We start from the raw sequence: 18,470 nt of genomic DNA, 5'->3' as shown, positions 1-18,470 counted from the left end.
TTCGCGTTCTCCTCCTTGCACTGACCCGAACGGCTTGCACAAAGTTGAGTCTAGTGCACTCAAGGACGGTTCGTGGAGGCTCGGGGGTCTAAGTTCCGGGCATGGCGACCAAGTACTCCGTGGACCCCGGCGCTCCGGACCCGTCGTTTCTCGGCTTCTGGCGGGAGCGGCACCTGTGCACCCTGACGACTCCCCGCCCGGACGGCACTCCGCACCTGGTACCCGTCGGGGTCACATACGATCCCGAGGCCCGTCTGGCTCGGGTGATCACCAACCGGGGCAGCGCGAAGGTGCGGTACGTGCGGGCCGCCGGGGAGCAGGGGGCGGCCGTCGCCGTCTGCCAGCTGGAGGGCCGCCGCTGGGCGACGCTGGAGGGCCGGGCCTTCGTCCACGAGGAGCCGGACCGGGTGGCCGAAGCGGAGCGGCGGTACGCGGAGCGCTACGGCAGGACCCCGTCACCGAATCCTTCACGCGTGGTGATCGAGATCCATCTGACGCGGGCGATGGGGCGTGGTGGACAGAAGTGAAAATCCACACCGGTGATCGACTGGATCCGGCCATCGCCGGATGGGACCGATACCCGGAAATGTCCCCGAAAACTGCAGCGGCGTCACCGTGTTCAGGTCACGGTGACGCCGCTGCGGGGGGAAGCACCTGAGCGATCTTTTACGACGGGGGAATCGCGTCAGGCACTGCGGGGGGTGGCAGAGATGGTCCTCGGGACAGGGGAGTCGACCTCCACCTGCTGATGGTCCCGTTGGTCCAGGTTCACAAAGATCATTCCGTACCGTACGGCACACCGGACAGGCTGCGGCGCCCCCCGAGGCCGCCGCAGACACCGGTAAGCCCGCACGTCCTCGTCGTCGTCCCGCGTGACGACCACCGGCTCTCCGAAAACCGTCACCATCAACGAGTCACCACTGTGGGGGATGGCGGTGACCAGGTCGATGAAGTGCCAGCCGGAGCGGTAGGCGGTGGCCATTTCACGGCGGAAGGAGCGGTCGTCGGGTGGAGTGGTCACGGTCAGCTCCCCGCCCCGTCGACTCCAGGGCTCGGCCACTGAGTGTTGTCAGTAGCTGCTGCGACGCTCACAGCTGCTGCCGGCCACTGCGTGTTCGCCCGGGCCTCGCGCCCCTCATCGGAGAAGCCACTCAGTGCACCGAGGGCTACAACAGCGGAGAAGGCGGCGACAAGCACCGAGCGAAGCATTTTGTTACGCATAGTCGGCTTCGTCCTCACTTGAAGGTCCCCTTTTCCCCCGTCGAGTACGACGATGGCTCATTCGGGCACGTCATGGCCACACAATCGATGCATCATGTTCCTGCATGTTCAGGACCCTGGGGGGTGGAGATTTGGGCTCTAATCGGACTAAGGGTGCGCATACCCACCCGATTACCGAGCTGTGCGAGGCAGGAAGTCGCCTCTATACCACAGCTCTTCGGGCTGGACGGGTCACGCGCACCGACGCGGAGTCCGCTCCCTGCCTCATCGAACTCGCTCTGCTCCACCCCGATCCCGACGATCAGGACTGGTTGCGCCCCGTGCCTCCGGCGGTCGCGCTGGCACAGCATCTGCATCCGCTCGAGCGGGAAATCACCGAGCGCAGGCGCCTCTCCGTGCAACTCGCGGACACCTTCGAGCCGTTCATGGCCATGGGTCTGCAGTCGACGACCACAAGCGACTCCATCACCGTGCTGGAGGGCGGCGAACGCATCAACGCCGCCCTCAACCTGGCCACCACCCAGTGCCGGACGGAACTTCTGACGGTGCAGCCCAGTGACCGTGTCTCCGAACGGAGCCTGCTGCGAAGTCTGGAACGGGACAAGCCCCTCATCGATCGCGGTGTGAAGGTCCGGAGCCTGTACCAGCACACCGCCCGCTACAACCCGGAGAAGCTGGCATACGTTGCCCGGCTCTCCGACGGGAAGGTCGAGTACCGCACCATCGACGAATTGGTCGAGCGCTTGATCATCTGCGACGAGACCGTCGCGTTCATCCCTGCGCGCGACGACCAGCAGGTCGCCCTGGAGCTGCGTCATCCGGGGCTCGTCCGTTACCTGATCAAGGTGTTCGAGTACCTGTGGGACCGCGCGGTTCCGATGAGCACCGGCGCGCCCTACGAGGTGGCGTCCGACGGCATCACCGAGATCCAGCACTCCATAGCCAAGCTCCTGGTGGAGGGCCACGTGGACGAGGCCATCGCCCGCCGCCTCGGCATGAACGTGCGCACCTGCCGGGCCCATATCGCCAAGCTGGCGTCGGCCCTGGGCAGCGGAAGCCGAGCGCAACTCGGTTACCTCATCGCGCGGTCCGGGATGCTGAAACAGGACGACGGAACGGGAGGAAGCCCGGAGTGACGTCGGTCTTACACCCAGAGCACGGCGCGGAGGAACTGTGCCCCGGCGGGGCCGGACTGTACGAACTGGCCCTGCGCGAAGGGCATGTGGCCGCTGAAGCAGCCCGAGCCGCGCCGTGTCTGGTGGACTTCGGCCTCCTGCGTCCCGCAGTCGACGACCTGCGTCGTCTGGAGCCCGTCGCCCCCGCCGTCGCCCTGCACCGGCTGCTGCGGACCTCCGGCGAACGGATCGCGCAGGAACGCCGACGGGAGGAACGGCTGACCGCCGCGTTCGAACCGCTCATGGACCTCGAAGGGCACCGCGCGGTCGCGGAGGCCAACCCGGCCCTCCGGCTCCTCGACGGAAAGGGCCGGATCAATCAGGCCCTCACGGAGGCCTTGGCGAACGCGTCACAGGAACTGCTCACCATCCAGCCGCGCACCGGCCTTCCACGGGAACAGGTCGCGGCGGCCTACGCCGTCGCCATCCGCCGCGACCAGGCGCTCCTGGACCGCGGTGGCCGCATCCGCACCCTCTACCCGCACACCCTCCGGCACTCCCCCACGACCGTCGCCTACCACGAACGGCTCTCGGGAGACGTCGAGGCGCGGGCTCTGGACGAGATCACCGACCGGCTCATCATCGTCGATCGGGACGTCGCCTTCATCCCCGCCGACGGCAACGGCGTGGCGCTCGAGATCCGCCACCCGGCCATCATCGAGTACATGGCCACCACCTTCGACCGCCTCTGGCGCCTCGCCACACCGGTCTTCCCCGAAGCCACCCCCCAGCCCTCCCACAACGGCATCACCCCCCGCCAGCACGCCATAGCCGCCCTCCTCGTCGAAGGCCACACCGACGCCGTCATCGCCGACCGGCTGGGGATGAACATCCGTACCGCGCGCGTGCACATCGCCAAACTCGCGGCGACGCTGGGCAGTCAGAGCAGGGCGCAGCTCGGGTACCTCATCGGGCGGTCCGGGATCCTTGATCGGGGACGCTGAGGGACGGGGTGGCCGCCGAGGGGGGCGGGCCGTCGAGGCCCGCCTGGGCGATGCGGACGCCCAACTGCGTACGGCTCGCCGCGCCCAGCGTCTCCGACAGGCGCGCGATGTGCGCCCGGCACGTCCGGACGCTGATGCCCAGCCGTTCCGCGATGACGGCGTCCTGATGCCCCTCCGCCAGCAGCGCCGCGATCGACTGCTCCCGGTGGGAGATGCCCTCGATGCCCGTGTCGGGGAGCGGGGCCGTGAGCGGGATGGCCAGACGCCACAGCCGTTCGAAGACCGTGACGAGGTACTCGACGATCGCCGGGTGCCGTAGCTCCAGGGCCATCGTGCGGTCGGTGTTGGCGGGGATGAACGCCACCGTCCGGTCGAAGAGGATCAGCCGGTCGATCACCTCGTCCAGCGTGCGCGCCTCCACCGCGTCGCCCATCAGCTCCAGATAGGTCAGCAGCCCCTGTCCGTGCCGGGCGACATGGGTGTACAGGTCCCGCATCCGCACCCCGCGGCCGCGCAGGGACATCGCCCGGTGCAGCCCCTCGGACAATTCCGCCTCGCGGCGGATGCCGCCCGGCTGGACCGTGAGCACCTCGGACGTGCACGCCTGGGTGGCCTCGTCCATCGCCGCCTGGATGCGGGCGAGTCCGTCCAGGACCCGGATGGCCGGGCCCTCCGCCGCCGACGCCGCCGACTCGGCCGGCCGCACCAGGCTGCCCAGTCCCGCGTACCACTCGACGGCCGCGACAGCCGAGCCCATCCGCCGCTGACTCGCGCTGACCTCGTCGTACATCCCGCGCAGCAGCCGGGTCATGACCTCCTGCGGGGAGGTCGGCACCAGCCAGTCCATGTCGTCGGGGTCGGGGTGCAGCAGGGCGAGTTCCAGCAGGCAGGGCACCGGTTCCGCGTCCCGGCGCGGCACCCGGCCGCGCCGTACGGCCCGGGAATACACGCGATCCCCGGCGTCGCACAGCCGGTCGGCACCGTGGGGATGCTCATCCGCCCCGTGCCCGGCCATCGCCCATCCCACCCCCGGTTCCGCCGTCTTCCGCAGCGCAACTATGCGCGGACCCGACGTGCTCTGCAACACGGCTCCCCGCGCGACGACCACCGGAAACCACCGGTACGCACCGGTGCAGGCATGGTCGCGGCAGAGGCCGGGGGTGGTGAACCCGGCTCGTGGTGTGGCTACTTCAGGCCGATGGCCCGGCACGCCGCCTTGTACTCGGCCGTGCAGATGTCCGACAGCTTGTAGATGTCGTCCGCGACCACCGTGTCCTTGATGTTCTCCTTGGTGAGCGCGACCACGGGCACGAGCTGCGCCGGGATGCCCTTGTCGGTGGGGCTGTCGACCTTGTCGCGGGCGAGGGCGGCGAACTGGATGTCGCGGCCCTGGACCTTGGCGACGGCCATCTCCGCGGCGTTCTCCGCCTCCTGCGGGTACGACTTGTACACGCTCATGTACTGCTGGCCGGCGATGATCCGCTGCACCGCGGGCAGCTCCGCGTCCTGGCCGGTGATCGGCGGCATCTCGGTCACACCCGCGGCCTGCAGCGCCTTGACGATGCCGCCGGCCATGCCGTCGTTGGCGGAGTACACCGCCGCGATGTTGCCCTTGCCGATCTTCTGGATCGCGTCGGCCATGTTGGCCTGGGCGTTCTCCGGCTTCCAGTCCTCGGTGTCGAAGGAGTCGGCGATCGTCACCTTGCCGTTCAGCTCGGACATCGCGCCCGCCTTGAACTGCTTGGCGTTCGGGTCCGTCGGCGAGCCGTTCATCATGACGATCTTGTCGGAGAGGCTCGCCTTCTCGCCGATGGCCTCCAGCAGGGTGCGGCCCTGGACCTCGCCGACCAGCTCGTTGTCGAAGGAGATGTACGCGTCGATCGGGCCCTCGGCCAGCCGGTCGTAGGCGATGACCGGGATGCCGGCCTCCTTCGCCTTCTTCACTCCGCTCGCGATGGCCTTCGAGTCGACCGCGTCCAGCAGGATCACGTCGACCCGGTCGTCGATCATCTGCTGCAGCTGGCTCGCCTGCTTGTCCGCGCTCGCCTCGGCGTTAGCGTACTCGACGCGGCCCTTGTCGTTGGTGAGCGACTCGACCTTGGTCTTGATGATCGGGTAGTCGAAGTTCTCGTACCGCGTGTTCGCCGTCTCGGGCAGCAGCAGCCCCACGGTGATGTCGTTGCCCTTGGCCGGGCTCGCGTCGTCACTGCTCCCCGCCGCGTTGAGCACGCCGCAGCCGGCGAGCGTGACGGACATCGTGGCCGCGGCCACGGATATGGAGATACGACGACGCATGGGGGAGCTCACTTCGCGTGTGATTCGGACGTGGGCACAGCTTTACGGCCCATGTGACTGAAAAGCCAACGCGGAGGCGCCCCCCAGCGTCAAGCGGAACCACTTAACGAGATGACAACACCACGCTCCGCAGTGGTTGTGAAGACGGTGCGGAACCGCCTTCAAGTGCTCTGCACCGGTCAATCATTGGCAGGAGACCTGGCGAAATCGGGTCAAGGCGTGCGAAAGGGGCCGGGAGTTGGCTCCCGGCCCCTTTTCACACGCTGTCACGCGGGCGCGTGGGTCAGTCGGACTGCTGCTGCCGCTTCGGCCGCCACACCACCAGCGCGCTGGTCTGCTGCACCTCCTGGTACGGCACCAGGTCGCGGCGGTACGACGCGTGCACCGCCGCCTCGCGCTGCCGCATGGCCGCGGCCGCGCCGTCGAGCGCGTCCTGCATCTCGGCGACCCGGGCCTGGAGCGCGGCGACCTGGTTCTCCAGTTCGATGATGCGCTTGATTCCAGCCAGGTTGATGCCCTCGTCCTGCGACAACTGCTGCACCGTGCGGAGCAGTTCGATGTCGCGGGCCGAGTAGCGGCGGCCCCGGCCGGGGGTGCGGTCGGGGGAGACCAGGCCCAGGCGGTCGTACTGGCGCAGCGTCTGCGGGTGCAGGCCGGACAGCTGTGCCGCGACCGAGATGACGTAGACCGGGGTTTCCTCGGTCAGTTCGTACGGATTGCGCCGCCGACCGTCCATCTGCCTCATGCTCCCTTCGCGGCCTGGAACAGATCCGCCCGCGGATCCTCACCCGCGGTCGCCTCGCGGTACGCCTCGAGTGCGTCACGAGCCTTCCCCGACAGGTCCTTCGGAACACTCACCTCCACGGTGACCAGGAGGTCGCCGCGGGTGCCGTCCTTGCGGACCGCGCCCTTGCCCCGGGCGCGCATGGTGCGCCCGTTGGGCGTGCCCGGCGGCAGCTTCAGGGTGACGGGCGGGCCGCCCAGGGTGGGCACCCGCACCTCACCGCCGAGGGCCGCCTCGGCGAAGGTCACCGGGACGGTGACCGTGAGGTTGTCCTCCTTGCGGCCGAACACCGCGTGGGAGTCGACGTGCACGACCACGTAGAGGTCGCCCGCCGGCCCGCCGCGCTCGCCCGGTGCTCCCTTGCCGCGCAGCCGGATCCGCTGGCCGTCGTTGACGCCCGCGGGGATGCGCACCTGCATGGTCCGCGAGGACTTGGCCCGGCCGCTGCCCTTGCAGACCTCGCAGGCGTTCTCCGCGATCAGGCCGCGGCCCTTGCAGTCCGGGCAGGGGTCGGTCAGGGAGAAACCGCCGCCGCTGCCCCGGGCGACCTGCCCGGTGCCGACGCAGGTCGGGCACACCCGCGGTGTGCCGTTCTTGTCGCCGGTGCCCGAACAGGCCTTGCAGGGCGACTGCGAGGACATCCGCAGCGGGACGGTCGCGCCCTCGATCGCCTCGGTGAAGCTGAGCGTCACCTCGGACTCGATGTCCTGGCCGCGCCGGGGGTGCGTACGCGTCCCCGGACCGCCCGCGCCACCGCGGTTGAACAGGCCCCCGAAAACGTCACCGAGCCCGCCGCCGAAGCCGCCGGCCCCCTGGCCGCCCTGGGCGCCGCCTCCGAAGAGGTCGCCCAGGTCGAAGTTGAAGGAGCCGCCCGCACCGCCCGGCCCCGGGCGGAAGCCGCCGTTGCCGAACAGGGCGCGCGCGTCGTCGTACTCCTTGCGCTTCTTGGGATCGCCGAGGACGTCGTTGGCCTCGGAGATCTCCTTGAAGCGCTCCTCCGCCTTGACGTTTCCCTTGTTGGCGTCCGGGTGGTTCTCGCGGGCGAGCTTCCGGTACGCCTTCTTGATCTCGGCCTCGGTGGCGTCCTTGGGGACGCCGAGGACCTTGTAGTAGTCCTTCTCGATGAAGTCCTTGGTGCTCATCCTCGACGCCCCTCCTTCCCTTCGTCTGTGACGTCAGCCCTCGTCCGGGCCACCGCTCTCCTTGTCGTCGGCGTCGGCGGACTCGTCCGCCTTGACCGTCTGCGCCCCCGGCTGGGGTTCGGCCACCGCCACGCGGGCGGGGCGGATGGTGCGCTCGCCGATCCGGTACCCGGGCTGCAGAATCGCCACGCACGTCGTCTCGGTGACGTCGGGTGCGTAGCTGTGCATCAGGGCTTCGTGGATCGTCGGGTCGAAGGGCTCGCCCTCCTTGCCGAACTGCTGCAGGCCCATCTTCGCCGCGGTGCTCTCCAGCGACTCGGCGACGGACTTGAAGCCGCCGACCAGTTCGCCGTGTTCACGTGCGCGGCCGATGTCGTCGAGCACGGGCAGGAGCTCGGTCAGGAGGTTCGCGATGGCGATCTCCTTGACCGCGATCCGGTCGCGCTCGACCCGGCGGCGGTAGTTCTGGAACTCGGCCTGGAGGCGCTGGAGGTCCGCCGTGCGCTCGCTGAGCGCGGAGCGGGCCTGATCCAGCTGGGCCACCAGGGCCACGTCCTGGCCCGTGTCCCCGGCCGGGGCCGCCCCCTCCTCCGCGGAGGGGGAGGCGGCCTTCGGCTCGGCGTCGTCGGAGGTGGCGCCGGAAGGGACGTCGGGCTGCTGCTCGTCGAAGCCCGGGGTCTCCTCCGTCACGCGGCACCGTCCTTCCGGTCCTCGTCGACGATCTCGGCGTCGACGACGTCGTCGTCAGCGGCCTTGGCACCACCGGCGGCACCGGCGTCACCCGCGGGACCACCGGCGGCCTGGGCCGCATTGGCGTCCGCGTACATGGCCTGGCCGAGCTTCTGGGAGACGGCCGCGACCTTCTCGGTGGCGGTGCGGATCTCGGCGGAGTCCTCGCCCTTGAGCTTCTCCTTCAGCTCGGCGACGGCTTCCTCGACCTCGGTCTTGATCTCGCCCGGGACCTTGTCCTCGTTGTCCTTGAGGAACTTCTCGGTCTGGTAGACGAGCTGCTCGCCCTGGTTGCGGGACTCGGCGGCCTCGCGGCGCTTGTGGTCCTCCTCCGCGTACTGCTCGGCCTCCTGGCGCATGCGGTCGACCTCGTCCTTCGGCAGCGAGGAGCCGCCGGTGACGGTCATCTTCTGCTCCTTGCCCGTGCCCAGGTCCTTCGCGGTCACGTGCATGATGCCGTTGGCGTCGATGTCGAAGGAGACCTCGATCTGCGGGACGCCGCGGGGCGCCGGCGGCAGACCGGTCAGCTCGAACATCCCGAGCTTCTTGTTGTACGCCGCGATCTCGCGCTCGCCCTGGTAGACCTGGATCTGCACGGACGGCTGGTTGTCCTCGGCCGTGGTGAAGATCTCGGACCGCTTGGTCGGGATCGTGGTGTTGCGCTCGATGAGCTTGGTCATGATGCCGCCCTTGGTCTCGATGCCGAGGGACAGCGGGGTGACGTCGAGGAGCAGGACGTCCTTGACCTCGCCCTTGAGGACACCGGCCTGCAGGGCGGCGCCGATGGCGACGACCTCGTCCGGGTTGACGCCCTTGTTGGCGTCCTTGCCGCCGGTCAGCTCCTTGACGAGCTCGGCGACGGCGGGCATACGGGTGGAGCCGCCGACCAGGACGACGTGGTCGATCTCGCTGATGGAGATGCCGGCGTCCTTGATGACGTTGTGGAACGGCGTCTTGCAGCGCTCCAGGAGGTCCGCGGTCAGCTGCTGGAACTGGGCGCGGGTGAGCTTCTCGTCGAGGTGCAGGGGGCCCTCGGCGGAGGCGGTGATGTAGGGCAGGTTGATCGAGGTCTCGGTGGACGAGGACAGCTCGATCTTCGCCTTCTCGGCGGCCTCGCGCAGACGCTGCAGGGCCATCTTGTCCTTGCCCAGGTCCACGCCGTGGCCGGACTGGAACTGCTGGACCAGGTAGTCGACGATGCGCTGGTCCCAGTCGTCACCACCGAGGTGGTTGTCACCGTTGGTGGCCTTCACCTCGACGACACCGTCGCCGATCTCCAGCAGCGAGACGTCGAACGTACCGCCACCGAGGTCGAAGACCAGGATGGTCTGGTCGTCCTTGTCGAGGCCGTACGCCAGGGCGGCCGCGGTCGGCTCGTTGACGATACGCAGCACGTTCAGACCGGCGATCTCGCCGGCCTCCTTCGTGGCCTGACGCTCGGAGTCGTTGAAGTACGCCGGGACGGTGATGACCGCGTCGGTCACCTTCTCGCCCAGGTAGGCCTCGGCGTCCCGCTTCAGCTTCTGGAGCACGAAGGCGCTGATCTGCTGCGGGTTGAAGGGCTTCCCGTCGAGCTCGATCTTCCAATCGGTGCCCATGTGACGCTTCACGGAGCGGATGGTCCGGTCCACGTTCGTGACCGCCTGGCGCTTGGCCACCTCTCCGACGAGCACCTCACCGTTCTTGGCGAAGGCGACGACGGACGGCGTGGTCCTGGCGCCCTCGGCGTTGGTGATGACGGTGGGCTCGCCGCCCTCCAGAACGCTGACGACGGAGTTAGTCGTGCCCAGGTCGATGCCGACCGCACGTGCCATGGTTGATTCCTCCAGCTGACTTGAGTGGAACGGACTCAAGTGTGCACGACGGCTCCCCACCGGTCAACAGACCTGAGCCGGGTGGGCTCAACTCTTATCCGCTCCTTACACGCAACGAAGCGCTGACCTGCGCAGATACGCTGCGTCGGGGGCCGTACGCAGGGACACGGGAGAGGGCGAGCACGACGACGAGGACCCCTCCGGCCACCCACCACAGGGCACCGGCCCCGATCCGGCCGGCATGCGCGAGTACCCCGACGAGGATCCCCGGCAACGCCCCGGCCCCCAGCAGCAGACACGCCGCCGGCGTGGTCAGGCCGAGCCGCCGCAGCCGGTGCGCGAGATGATCCGGCCCGCCGCGCGCGAGCCCCCGCCCCGCCGACTTCCGCGTCACGAGCACGAGCACGGCGTCCGCGGCCACCACGGCGGTCAGCCCGAACAGGACCCCCGCGCTCTCCCCCACCGCGAACCCGGCCCGGGCGTACACGGCACCCACGGCGATCACGAACCCCGCGGCCATGGACCCGCAGCCGCCCAGTGCCACGCGCGCGGGATGCCAGTTGTGAAGGAGCAGGCCGGTCAGCGCGGCGGCCAGCACGCTCATCAGCCCCGCGAACCCGTCCATCATCGCGACGGCCGCACAGGCCGCCACCCCGAAGGCGGTGACGACCCCGACCGTACCCGCCAGCCCGTCGGCGTGATCGAGCCCCCGGAACCCGGCCACCACCGCCACGACCCACCCGACGGCCAGCAGCCCGGTCCCCACCCCCGTCTCCCCGAACGGCACGACACACGCGGCCGCCACGCCCGTACCGGCGGCCAGCACCTTGCGCCGCAGCCGCCAGACGTCACCGGCGAGTCCGAGCAGGGCGACGGCGCACGCGGCGACCAGCACCCCGAGCGTCCCGTCACCGGGCGGCACGAGCCCCAGCCACTGCCCACCTCCCCCGACCAGCCCCGTGACGAGCACGACGGCCACACCCCCGGACAACGGCACGTCCCGCTGCCGGCGCCGCTCGACCAGCCGCAGCCGCAGAGCGGGGGCCCGCAGTACGGCCGCGAGCAGGGCGGTGAGGAGAAGGGCGGTGGCGGCGGCGGTGATCCCATAGAGCACGGATATAAGTTAGGCGGGAATATGACATTTCGGTACGAATAACACGAGGGGATGTGCGTCGGGATGCACGTCGGGTTCGTGATCGGATCCGCCTTCCTCTGAGGCAACCCTCAGCGATTCAGATCACTGCCCACCCGGCTACAGTGCGGCGGAAGATAGGGGTAGTCTCAGACGGACTGCATAAGTTACCGCTTAGTAATTTCGGGTAGGCCTGAAGAACGACAGGTCACCCCGACGAAACCCCTCGCAGGCCCGAGGAGCCCCCATGCAACTCGCCGCGATCATCGTGTCGCTGGTACTGACCGTGATCGGCGTCGCGCTGCTCGCACGCGCGATCGGCCAGTTCGTCCGGTACTTCAAGCTGGGCCAGCCGGTCCCGGCCGGAACCCGGACCGACAACCCCTACCAGCGCAGCGTGACCCTGGTGAAGGAGTTCCTCGGCCACACGCGCATGAACCGGTGGGGCATCGTCGGTGTCGCCCACTGGTTCGTCGCCGTCGGGTTCCTGACGCTGCCGCCGACCCTCGCCCAGGCCTTCGGCCAGCTGTTCCAGGCCGACTGGGTGCTGCCGGTCATCGGTGAGTTCCTGCCGTTCGAGCTGTACATCGAGTTCATCGGCGTGATGACCGTTCTGGGCATCGCGGTGCTCATCGCGATCCGCCTGCTGAACCTGCCGAGCCGCCCGGGCCGCAAGTCCCGCTTCGCCGGCTCCAAGGCGGGCCAGGCGTACTTCGTCGAGTACGTCATCCTCACCATCGGCCTGGCGATCTACGTGCTGCGGGGCCTGGAGGGCGCGCTCCACCACGTCGACCACTACGAGGCGTCGTACTTCGCGTCGTACCCGCTGGTGCTCGCGTTCAAGGGCCTGAGCGTCTCCGCGCTGCAGAACCTCGTCTACCTGGTCGCGATGATCAAGATCGGCACCTCGTTCATCTGGATGATCGTGGTGTCGCTCAACACCAACATGGGTGTCGCCTGGCACCGCTTCCTCGCCTTCCCGAACATCTGGTTCAAGCGCGAGGCGAACGGCGGCACGGCCCTCGGCGCGCTCCAGCCGATGACGTCGGGCGGCAAGCCGATCGACTTCACCGACCCGGGCGACGACGACGTCTTCGGTGTCTCCCAGGTCGAGCAGTACTCCTGGAAGGGCCTGCTGGACTTCTCCACCTGCACCGAGTGCGGCCGCTGCCAGTCGCAGTGCCCCGCCTGGAACACGGGCAAGCCCCTCTCCCCCAAGCTGCTGATCATGTCGCTGCGCGACCACGCGCACGCCAAGGCGCCGTACCTGCTGGCCGGCGGCGGCAAGACGATGGAGGGCGAGGAGAAGGCGTCCGAGGAGCAGCTGAAGGACGTTCCCGCGTCCGCCCTCGCGGAGGCCGAGCGCCCGCTGGTCGGCACCGCCGAGGAGAACGGCGTCATCGACCCGGACGTCCTGTGGTCCTGCACCACCTGCGGCGCCTGCGTCGAGCAGTGCCCGGTGGACATCGAGCACGTCGACCACATCGTCGACATGCGCCGCTACCAGGTGATGATCGAGTCGTCGTTCCCGTCCGAGGCGGGCACGATGCTCAAGAACCTGGAGAAGAAGGGCAACCCCTGGGGCCTGGCGAAGAAGCAGCGCCTGGAGTGGCTCAAGGAGGTCGACTTCGAGGTCCCGGTCGTCGGCAAGGACATCGAGGACCTGTCCGAGGTCGAGTACCTCTACTGGGTGGGCTGCGCGGGCGCCCTGGAGGACCGCGCCAAGAAGACCACGAAGGCCTTCGCGGAGCTGCTGCACATCGCGGGCGTCAAGTTCGCGATCATGGGCGGCGACGAGAAGTGCACCGGTGACTCCGCCCGGCGTCTCGGCAACGAGCCCCTGTTCCAGGAGCTCGGCATGGAGAACGTCATGGCGCTGAACATGGCGTTCGGCGAGGAGATGGACGACGAGGGCAAGGTGACGCCCGAGTCGGCGAAGCCGAAGTCCGCGAAGAAGATCGTCGCCACCTGCCCGCACTGCCTCAACACGCTCGGCAACGAGTACCCGCAGCTCGGCGGCGACTACGAGGTCATCCACCACACGCAGCTGCTCCAGCACCTCGTCGACGAGGGCAAGCTGATCCCGGTCACGCCGGTCGAGGGCATCATCACGTACCACGACCCGTGCTACCTGGGCCGCCACAACAAGATCTACACGCCGCCGCGCGAGATCATCGCCAGCGTCCCGGGCATCCGCAACGAGGAGATGCACCGCCACAAGGAGCGCGGCTTCTGCTGCGGCGCCGGTGGTGCGCGGATGTGGATGGAGGAGCGGATCGGCAAGCGCATCAACAACGAGCGCGTCGACGAGGCCCTCTCCGTCAACCCCGACATCGTCTCGACGGCCTGCCCGTTCTGCCTCGTCATGCTGACCGACTCGGTCAACGGCAAGAAGAACGACGGCAAGGCGAAGGAGTCCATCCAGGTGGTGGACGTGGCTCAGCTGCTGCTGGACTCGGTGAAGACGCCGGTCCCGGCGGAGGACGAGACCGACGGCGACGACGACGGCGAGCCGCCGGCCGGCACGTCGGACTCCACGAGCGCGCCGGAGCCGGAGCCGGTGAAGTAACCGGCCCCAGCGGTTCGTTCCGACGCCCCCTGCCCCGAGTCATCGGGCGGGGGGCGTCGGCGTTCACCCGCGGGTCCTCTGCTCCCGGCTCTCGACGACGCGGAGGACGTCCCGCAAGGCCTCGGTGAGACGCTCGGCCAGGAAGCGGAGTTGCGACTCGGTGGCGTCCGGAAGTAAGTCGTCGGCATGGGCGAGGAGCCGGGCGCCCATGTCGAGCTGGGTCGCTTCGGCGATGTCGGCCAGACGGGACAGGCGTCCTCCACGGTGGTCGGTGATCAGGTAGCTCGACTTGCCCTCAAGGCTGGACCAGGGCAGGAGACGCGCTTCGCGCAACCGCTGCCCCGTCTCCGCCTCTCTCGACTCGAAGCCCGCGCTCATCAAGCGACCTCCGTCCGCTCGACCCGGTAGGACCCCCGCAGGTCCGGTCTCCAAGACGCCATGGTCAGCTCACGACGCCTATGGCTCTGCTCGTGAGCGGCGAGGTAGGGGCGCACGGTGACGGTGGAAGCACCGTCGAAGAGGGCAGCCAGCCCGTACGGACTGCGGTGAGCGGGAAGTGGCGCCCACTGGGGAAAAGGTGCGGCGGGCACGGCCCGCAGTGCGTGAGCGGTGGCGCAGCGTCTATGGGGCGGAGGGGCCAAGAGGCCCACCCACACCAGGAGACGGCGGATAAGGTCGAGCACGTCATCAGCTCCGTTCGGCTTCGCTGGTGGCCACGCCCCCGGACGGCTCCACCCGTCGCGGGGGTTTCCGTATCCCGCATCGATCGCGGTCTACCGCAGTCTACTGCGGTCGCACGGTCTACCGCAGAGTTCTAGCGTCCACTGCATGAGTCCCGAGCTTGATCGCACCCGCCCCGTCTGGCGGCAGGTAGCAGCAGCCATCTCCGATCGCATCGCTGACGGGACGTATCCCGTGGGCAGCCGGGTGCCGTCGGTCGTCGAACTCTCCACCGAGTTCGGCATCGCCGCCTCGACAGCGCAGAAGGCATTGACTCACCTCAAGACGGAAGGGCTCGTCCGGGCCGAGGTCGGTCTGGGCTCGTTCGTCGCGGAGCGCCCCGAGACTCCATCGGACTCGGACCAGGGAGCGTAGGCGAAGGCCTTGTTGCGCGCTCGGGCCCTGGGGCCTTGAATCTCGAACAGGCCTGTCAAGATCATCGGTTGCGCCGGAGGACTCGTGAGCGCGAGCAGGTGGATCAGCACGTCGATGCCGTATCTGACGCCCCGTGAGCAGGGGCAGGGCGACGCCTGGAGCGCGGACGCGGCCGCCCAGGCCAGGCGTGGATCCCAGCGCATCGTGCATGCCGGAGAGGTGCCCGCACCCGGCGAGGTTGCGCGGCTGCTCGGAGTCCAGGACGGAGAACCGGTCGTCGTGCGACGCCGCCTGATCCTCCTGGACGACGAGCCGAACGAACTGACCGACACCTACTACCCCGTTGTCATCGCCCGAGGTACCCCGCTCGCCGGATCGGCCAAGATCCGGGGCGGAGCTGTCACCCTGCTCGCCGAGTTGGGGCATGTCGGCGCGCTGGTCAGGGAGGACGTCACCGCCGGACTGCCGGATGAGGGAGAGCAAGAGACCCTGCGGCTCACCGGGACGGATCCCGTCCTGCGCCTGACCAGGCTCACCTTGGACGGCGCTGACAAGCCGCTCCAGGTCGACCGCATGGTGATGCCCGCCCAGCGCCAGCAGTTGCGCTACGAGATCAGAATCGGATGACCGCGGTGCCCAAGAACTGGGCGTCACGTTGTTGAAGGGACGAGTTCGTCTCCGAAGCCCTACCGTCTTGCTCTGTGACAGCGCCCATGCGGGGCGCCGACCAGGGGGCTCTCACCACCACCTGCACCATCGTCTTCGTCCTGGGCATGGGGGACGGTGAGTACGACCTGCTGGACGGGGTCGTGGGCGAGCTGAGCGGGCAGTGCCGCGACAAGGGGCCAGTGCCTCGGCGACGAGACCGATCTCCATGTCGTGATCGTCTGGGCCGTGGCTGTCCTGGTGCTGGGCTACAAACACCCCGAGCGTTTTCCGTGCCGCCCGCCGTCCGCGTAGGCATCGCCGGCCGTGTCGGCCCGCCAGTGGCGCCGTGTGAGGCTGATGCACCGGGCCAGGCGCTCAGGTCCTGGCCCGGTGTCGCTCAGTCCCCGGCCGACTGTGCCTTGTCCGCCAACGCGGCGATGTCGGCGGTGTCTTCGGACGGGGGCGTTTCGACGGTCACCGGCTGGTTGACGTCGAGGAAGGTGACGGTCATGTCGAGGGGTTCGCCGTCGGTGAATTCGAGCGGCTTGCCCTCGGTCCCGCCCCGTGTGGCACGGGTGTCGCCTCGCATGCGGAACTGCCGTGTGCGGCCCGCGTCGTCGATCCAGAGATCCATGGTGAGTGTGTCGTCGATGCGCAGCGCGATGAACTGATCGAGGCTCTCGATCTGCCGCTCCCGAGCCGCCTTGTTCGCGGCGGCGTCACGGGCCGCGCTCATCCCTCCGCGCGTGACCGTTCCCCTGTAGTGCATGGTCCGGGTGCCGTCGACCGTCTCCGTCCCGACCTTCCGCACGTCCTTGGAGGCGGTCAGGATCCTGGACTGCACGACCGGGCTCCCTTCCAGCTGACTTGGCAGCACGCGGTACGAGTTGTTGTCCACCGCGCCCCGGCCCCATACGGCCGGGCGGGCGCTGAACCAGCTCTTGCCGTCCAGTTTGGTGGAGTCGACGGCGCTCCCGCCCGCATACATCACCTCGTCGACGAACCGGACTTCCAGCCGGCCGTCCTCACCGTGGTCGGCCGTGGTCATCCCCATGCTCATCACCGGCGGTTCCGTGCTCATGGACGCTTCGGCCTCCAGACGGCCCGTCTGCGGCACGGTCCCGGTGATCCGATAGTGGAGGGAGGTGATGTCCTCCGAGTTCGTCGCGGCCTTCGCCACGGCCGCCCTGGGCGTCGCCTTGGCCGGGCCCTCCTGCGCGGAGTCACTCTCCGAGCCCTCTCCGCAGGCTACTGCTCCCCCGGCGAGCAGCACGGTGGCGAACGTCGCGCTCGTGAGTCTGCGCAGACCCGTCACCGCGCTCGGACTTGTCACTCTGCGCAGCACGGAACCACGCGGTGAAACCTTCATGACTCCCCCGGAATCATATTCATGCGAACGGCAAGGCGATGGCGGTCTCACGGACATCAGCGGCCCACCCGCACGACCTCTGACGTCGCCCCGCGGAACGACTCCGTCTTGTCGAACTGAGCGCGGTAGTAGCCCCGCCGCCCGTCGGCGAGGTCCGCCGAGAAGGCGTGGCCCTCGCCGGACCAGGCGGCCTGCGCCGTCGCCAGGTCCGTCCAGCGCTTGCCGTCTCGCGAGTACTGGATGTGCACCGGGATGTCCGCGGGCGTCCAGCCGCCGGGGAAGTCCATGGCGCCCTCGACGTGCACGCCACCGCCCTCGGTGCGGGCAGCCGAGAACGAGGTGAAGACCGAGGCACGCAGGACGGTGATCTCGGCGCTGTTCGCGGAGGCGGGGGCGATGAACGGGTCGTCGCTGTTCGAGGCCACGCGGAAGGTGCCGGTCTCCCACGGGGTGTGGGTGAAGGTCGTGGCCTTGCCGTCGGCTCCGGTGGTGAAGTAGCCGACGCTGGCCCACTGGTTGCCGGAGGAGGCCTCGTGGAGGACGCCGCCGCTCTGACCCTCGAAGGGCACCCAGCCTTGCGGGGTCTCGCGCTCCAGCGTCGCCGTGACGGTGACCTCCTGCCCGTAGTCGATCGTCCTGGCTTCGGACGGGGCCTGAAAGGTCCAGCGGGTGGCCACCTGACGGATGGTGATCGGGGTCGACTCGGACTCGCCGTACAGGACGTACGGGTTGGCGTTGTCGTGCCGGAAGACGGCCTGGACCGGCACCGCGTCATTCACGGTGACCGTGCCGGAGAAGCGGCCCTGCGCATCGGTGCGGACGGTGTTCTCCGTCCAGTTGTCCACGTCGAGGTCGACCTGGTGGTCGGCCAGGGCCTTCAGCTCCCGGGTCGCCGGCCAGCGACCCTGCAGGGTGCCGTCGACGCGCACCTGACGGTGGTCGGTGTCGATCTCCGTGCGGTCGGGGTGCACGTCCTCGAACACCGCGGCGACGTAGTAGGCGAGAGTGCCCGCGGAGTTGTCGACGTCGCGGTCGCCGTCGGCGTCCGTCGCCTCGATGCGGACGGTGTAGCTGCCCAGATCGGGAAGGTCGAGGGGCTTCTTCGTGCGCCAGACGCCGTTGTCCGCGGTGCCGGAGACCAGGTCGAACGCGTCGTACTCCACGACGGCGACTTCCTGCTGCGTGGCCGCGGAGACGAGATGGGCCCTGATTCCCGTGATGGCGCTGTCGGAGCTGATGCCGACCTCCAGGGTGCCGAGATCGCCCGTGGCACTGTGTGCGTACCGCACATCCGGAGCCTGCGTCCCCGCGGCGTTCGCCGTCGGCGTGCCGGTCCCCAGGAACGCCACGACACCGATGGCGGCCGAAGCCGCCCGAGTTCTGAACAAGGTCCCCCCACAGGGATGCATCGAGGCCGTACCCCACGGCCGAACGCCCTTTCTATCGCACGCTGTTGGCGGCGGGCGTGTGAGTTTCCGCATGGATGAGCCCCTGAGACCTGGGCGAACCCCAGGTAACCGGCGGCAGCGCGAAGTGGCAATACAGGGGGCGCA

General features: G+C 69.0%; 17 protein-coding genes. 6 read left to right on the top strand and 11 right to left on the bottom strand.

All coding sequences use genetic code 11. From position 1 onward, the window contains the following. The first annotated feature begins 101 nt into the window (after nucleotides 1–101). Nucleotides 102–527 (top strand): TIGR03618 family F420-dependent PPOX class oxidoreductase, encoded by a 426-nt coding sequence (locus AB0937_RS00855; RefSeq protein WP_366708810.1) that lies wholly within the window; start codon nucleotides 102–104, stop codon nucleotides 525–527. A gap of 158 nt (nucleotides 528–685) precedes the next feature. On the opposite strand, the gene AB0937_RS00850 is transcribed toward AB0937_RS00855, so the two are convergent. Further along, entirely contained in the window at nucleotides 686–1,021 is a 336-nt protein-coding gene (locus AB0937_RS00850; RefSeq protein ID WP_352114048.1) for a hypothetical protein, read from the bottom strand. Between the two features lie 304 nt (nucleotides 1,022–1,325). Here AB0937_RS00850 and AB0937_RS00845 point away from each other — a divergent pair, with 304 nt between their 5' ends. Together AB0937_RS00845 and AB0937_RS00840 are read left to right on the top strand one after the other, a co-directional pair. Beyond that, a complete protein-coding gene (locus AB0937_RS00845; RefSeq protein WP_366708809.1) occupies nucleotides 1,326–2,357 on the top strand; it encodes a helix-turn-helix transcriptional regulator in 1,032 nt (343 codons plus the stop codon). Then, a complete protein-coding gene (locus AB0937_RS00840) occupies nucleotides 2,354–3,340 on the top strand; it encodes a helix-turn-helix transcriptional regulator (RefSeq protein WP_366708808.1) in 987 nt (328 codons plus the stop codon). Before AB0937_RS00845 ends, AB0937_RS00840 begins: the two co-directional genes overlap by 4 nt. On the opposite strand, the gene AB0937_RS00835 is transcribed toward AB0937_RS00840, so the two are convergent. From AB0937_RS00835 to AB0937_RS00805, 7 genes are all read right to left on the bottom strand, one after another. Beyond that, nucleotides 3,303–4,355: a helix-turn-helix transcriptional regulator gene (locus AB0937_RS00835; RefSeq protein WP_366709322.1), complete on the bottom strand. Its 1,053-nt coding sequence runs from the start codon at nucleotides 4,353–4,355 to the stop codon at nucleotides 3,303–3,305. The two genes, AB0937_RS00840 and AB0937_RS00835, sit on opposite strands and share 38 nt — an antisense overlap. A gap of 170 nt (nucleotides 4,356–4,525) precedes the next feature. After that, entirely contained in the window at nucleotides 4,526–5,635 is a 1,110-nt protein-coding gene (locus AB0937_RS00830) for a substrate-binding domain-containing protein (RefSeq protein WP_366708807.1), read from the bottom strand. A 283-nt stretch (nucleotides 5,636–5,918) separates the two neighbouring features. After that, entirely contained in the window at nucleotides 5,919–6,371 is a 453-nt protein-coding gene (locus AB0937_RS00825) for a helix-turn-helix domain-containing protein (RefSeq protein ID WP_142166878.1), read from the bottom strand. Between the two features lie 5 nt (nucleotides 6,372–6,376). Further along, nucleotides 6,377–7,561 (bottom strand): molecular chaperone DnaJ, encoded by a 1,185-nt coding sequence (dnaJ, locus tag AB0937_RS00820; RefSeq protein WP_366708806.1) that lies wholly within the window; start codon nucleotides 7,559–7,561, stop codon nucleotides 6,377–6,379. 33 nt (nucleotides 7,562–7,594) lie between these two features. Continuing rightward, nucleotides 7,595–8,251, bottom strand: a complete 657-nt coding sequence (gene grpE, locus AB0937_RS00815) for a nucleotide exchange factor GrpE (RefSeq protein WP_366708805.1) — start codon at nucleotides 8,249–8,251, stop codon at nucleotides 7,595–7,597. Next, nucleotides 8,248–10,104, bottom strand: a complete 1,857-nt coding sequence (dnaK, locus tag AB0937_RS00810; protein ID WP_366708804.1) for a molecular chaperone DnaK — start codon at nucleotides 10,102–10,104, stop codon at nucleotides 8,248–8,250. The genes grpE and dnaK overlap by 4 nt, the downstream gene beginning before the upstream one ends. A gap of 94 nt (nucleotides 10,105–10,198) precedes the next feature. Next, on the bottom strand, nucleotides 10,199–11,218 hold the full coding sequence (locus AB0937_RS00805) for an undecaprenyl/decaprenyl-phosphate alpha-N-acetylglucosaminyl 1-phosphate transferase (protein ID WP_366708803.1): 1,020 nt from the start codon (nucleotides 11,216–11,218) through the stop codon (nucleotides 10,199–10,201). A 265-nt stretch (nucleotides 11,219–11,483) separates the two neighbouring features. On the opposite strand from AB0937_RS00805, the gene AB0937_RS00800 reads away from it, so the two are divergent. Continuing rightward, on the top strand, nucleotides 11,484–13,805 hold the full coding sequence (locus tag AB0937_RS00800; RefSeq protein ID WP_366708802.1) for a (Fe-S)-binding protein: 2,322 nt from the start codon (nucleotides 11,484–11,486) through the stop codon (nucleotides 13,803–13,805). A gap of 63 nt (nucleotides 13,806–13,868) precedes the next feature. On the opposite strand, the gene AB0937_RS00795 is transcribed toward AB0937_RS00800, so the two are convergent. After that, a complete protein-coding gene (locus AB0937_RS00795) occupies nucleotides 13,869–14,183 on the bottom strand; it encodes a hypothetical protein (protein WP_366708801.1) in 315 nt (104 codons plus the stop codon). Between the two features lie 450 nt (nucleotides 14,184–14,633). On the opposite strand from AB0937_RS00795, the gene AB0937_RS00790 reads away from it, so the two are divergent. Together AB0937_RS00790 and AB0937_RS00785 are read left to right on the top strand one after the other, a co-directional pair. Then, nucleotides 14,634–14,900 carry a winged helix-turn-helix domain-containing protein gene (locus AB0937_RS00790; protein ID WP_366708800.1) on the top strand — a complete coding sequence of 89 codons (267 nt, stop codon included), beginning with the start codon at nucleotides 14,634–14,636 and terminating at the stop codon, nucleotides 14,898–14,900. A gap of 84 nt (nucleotides 14,901–14,984) precedes the next feature. Then, nucleotides 14,985–15,527, top strand: coding sequence for a UTRA domain-containing protein (locus tag AB0937_RS00785; RefSeq protein WP_366708799.1), 543 nt, complete (start codon nucleotides 14,985–14,987; stop codon nucleotides 15,525–15,527). A gap of 418 nt (nucleotides 15,528–15,945) precedes the next feature. Here AB0937_RS00785 and AB0937_RS00780 read toward each other — a convergent pair whose 3' ends face one another. Continuing rightward, the gene (locus tag AB0937_RS00780) at nucleotides 15,946–16,917 is read right to left on the bottom strand and encodes a hypothetical protein (protein ID WP_366708798.1); all 972 of its coding nucleotides are present in this window, start codon (nucleotides 16,915–16,917) and stop codon (nucleotides 15,946–15,948) included. 56 nt (nucleotides 16,918–16,973) lie between these two features. Continuing rightward, a complete protein-coding gene (locus AB0937_RS00775; protein WP_366708797.1) occupies nucleotides 16,974–18,305 on the bottom strand; it encodes a hypothetical protein in 1,332 nt (443 codons plus the stop codon). Between the last annotated feature and the right edge of the window lie 165 nt (nucleotides 18,306–18,470).

The sequence above is a fragment of the Streptomyces sp. NPDC047880 genome (genome assembly GCF_040706515.1).
In the GTDB taxonomy this organism is placed as follows: Bacteria; Actinomycetota; Actinomycetes; order Streptomycetales; family Streptomycetaceae; genus Streptomyces.
Note: the sequence above shows the minus strand (reverse complement) of the source record. Positions and strands in the feature narration are given on the sequence as shown.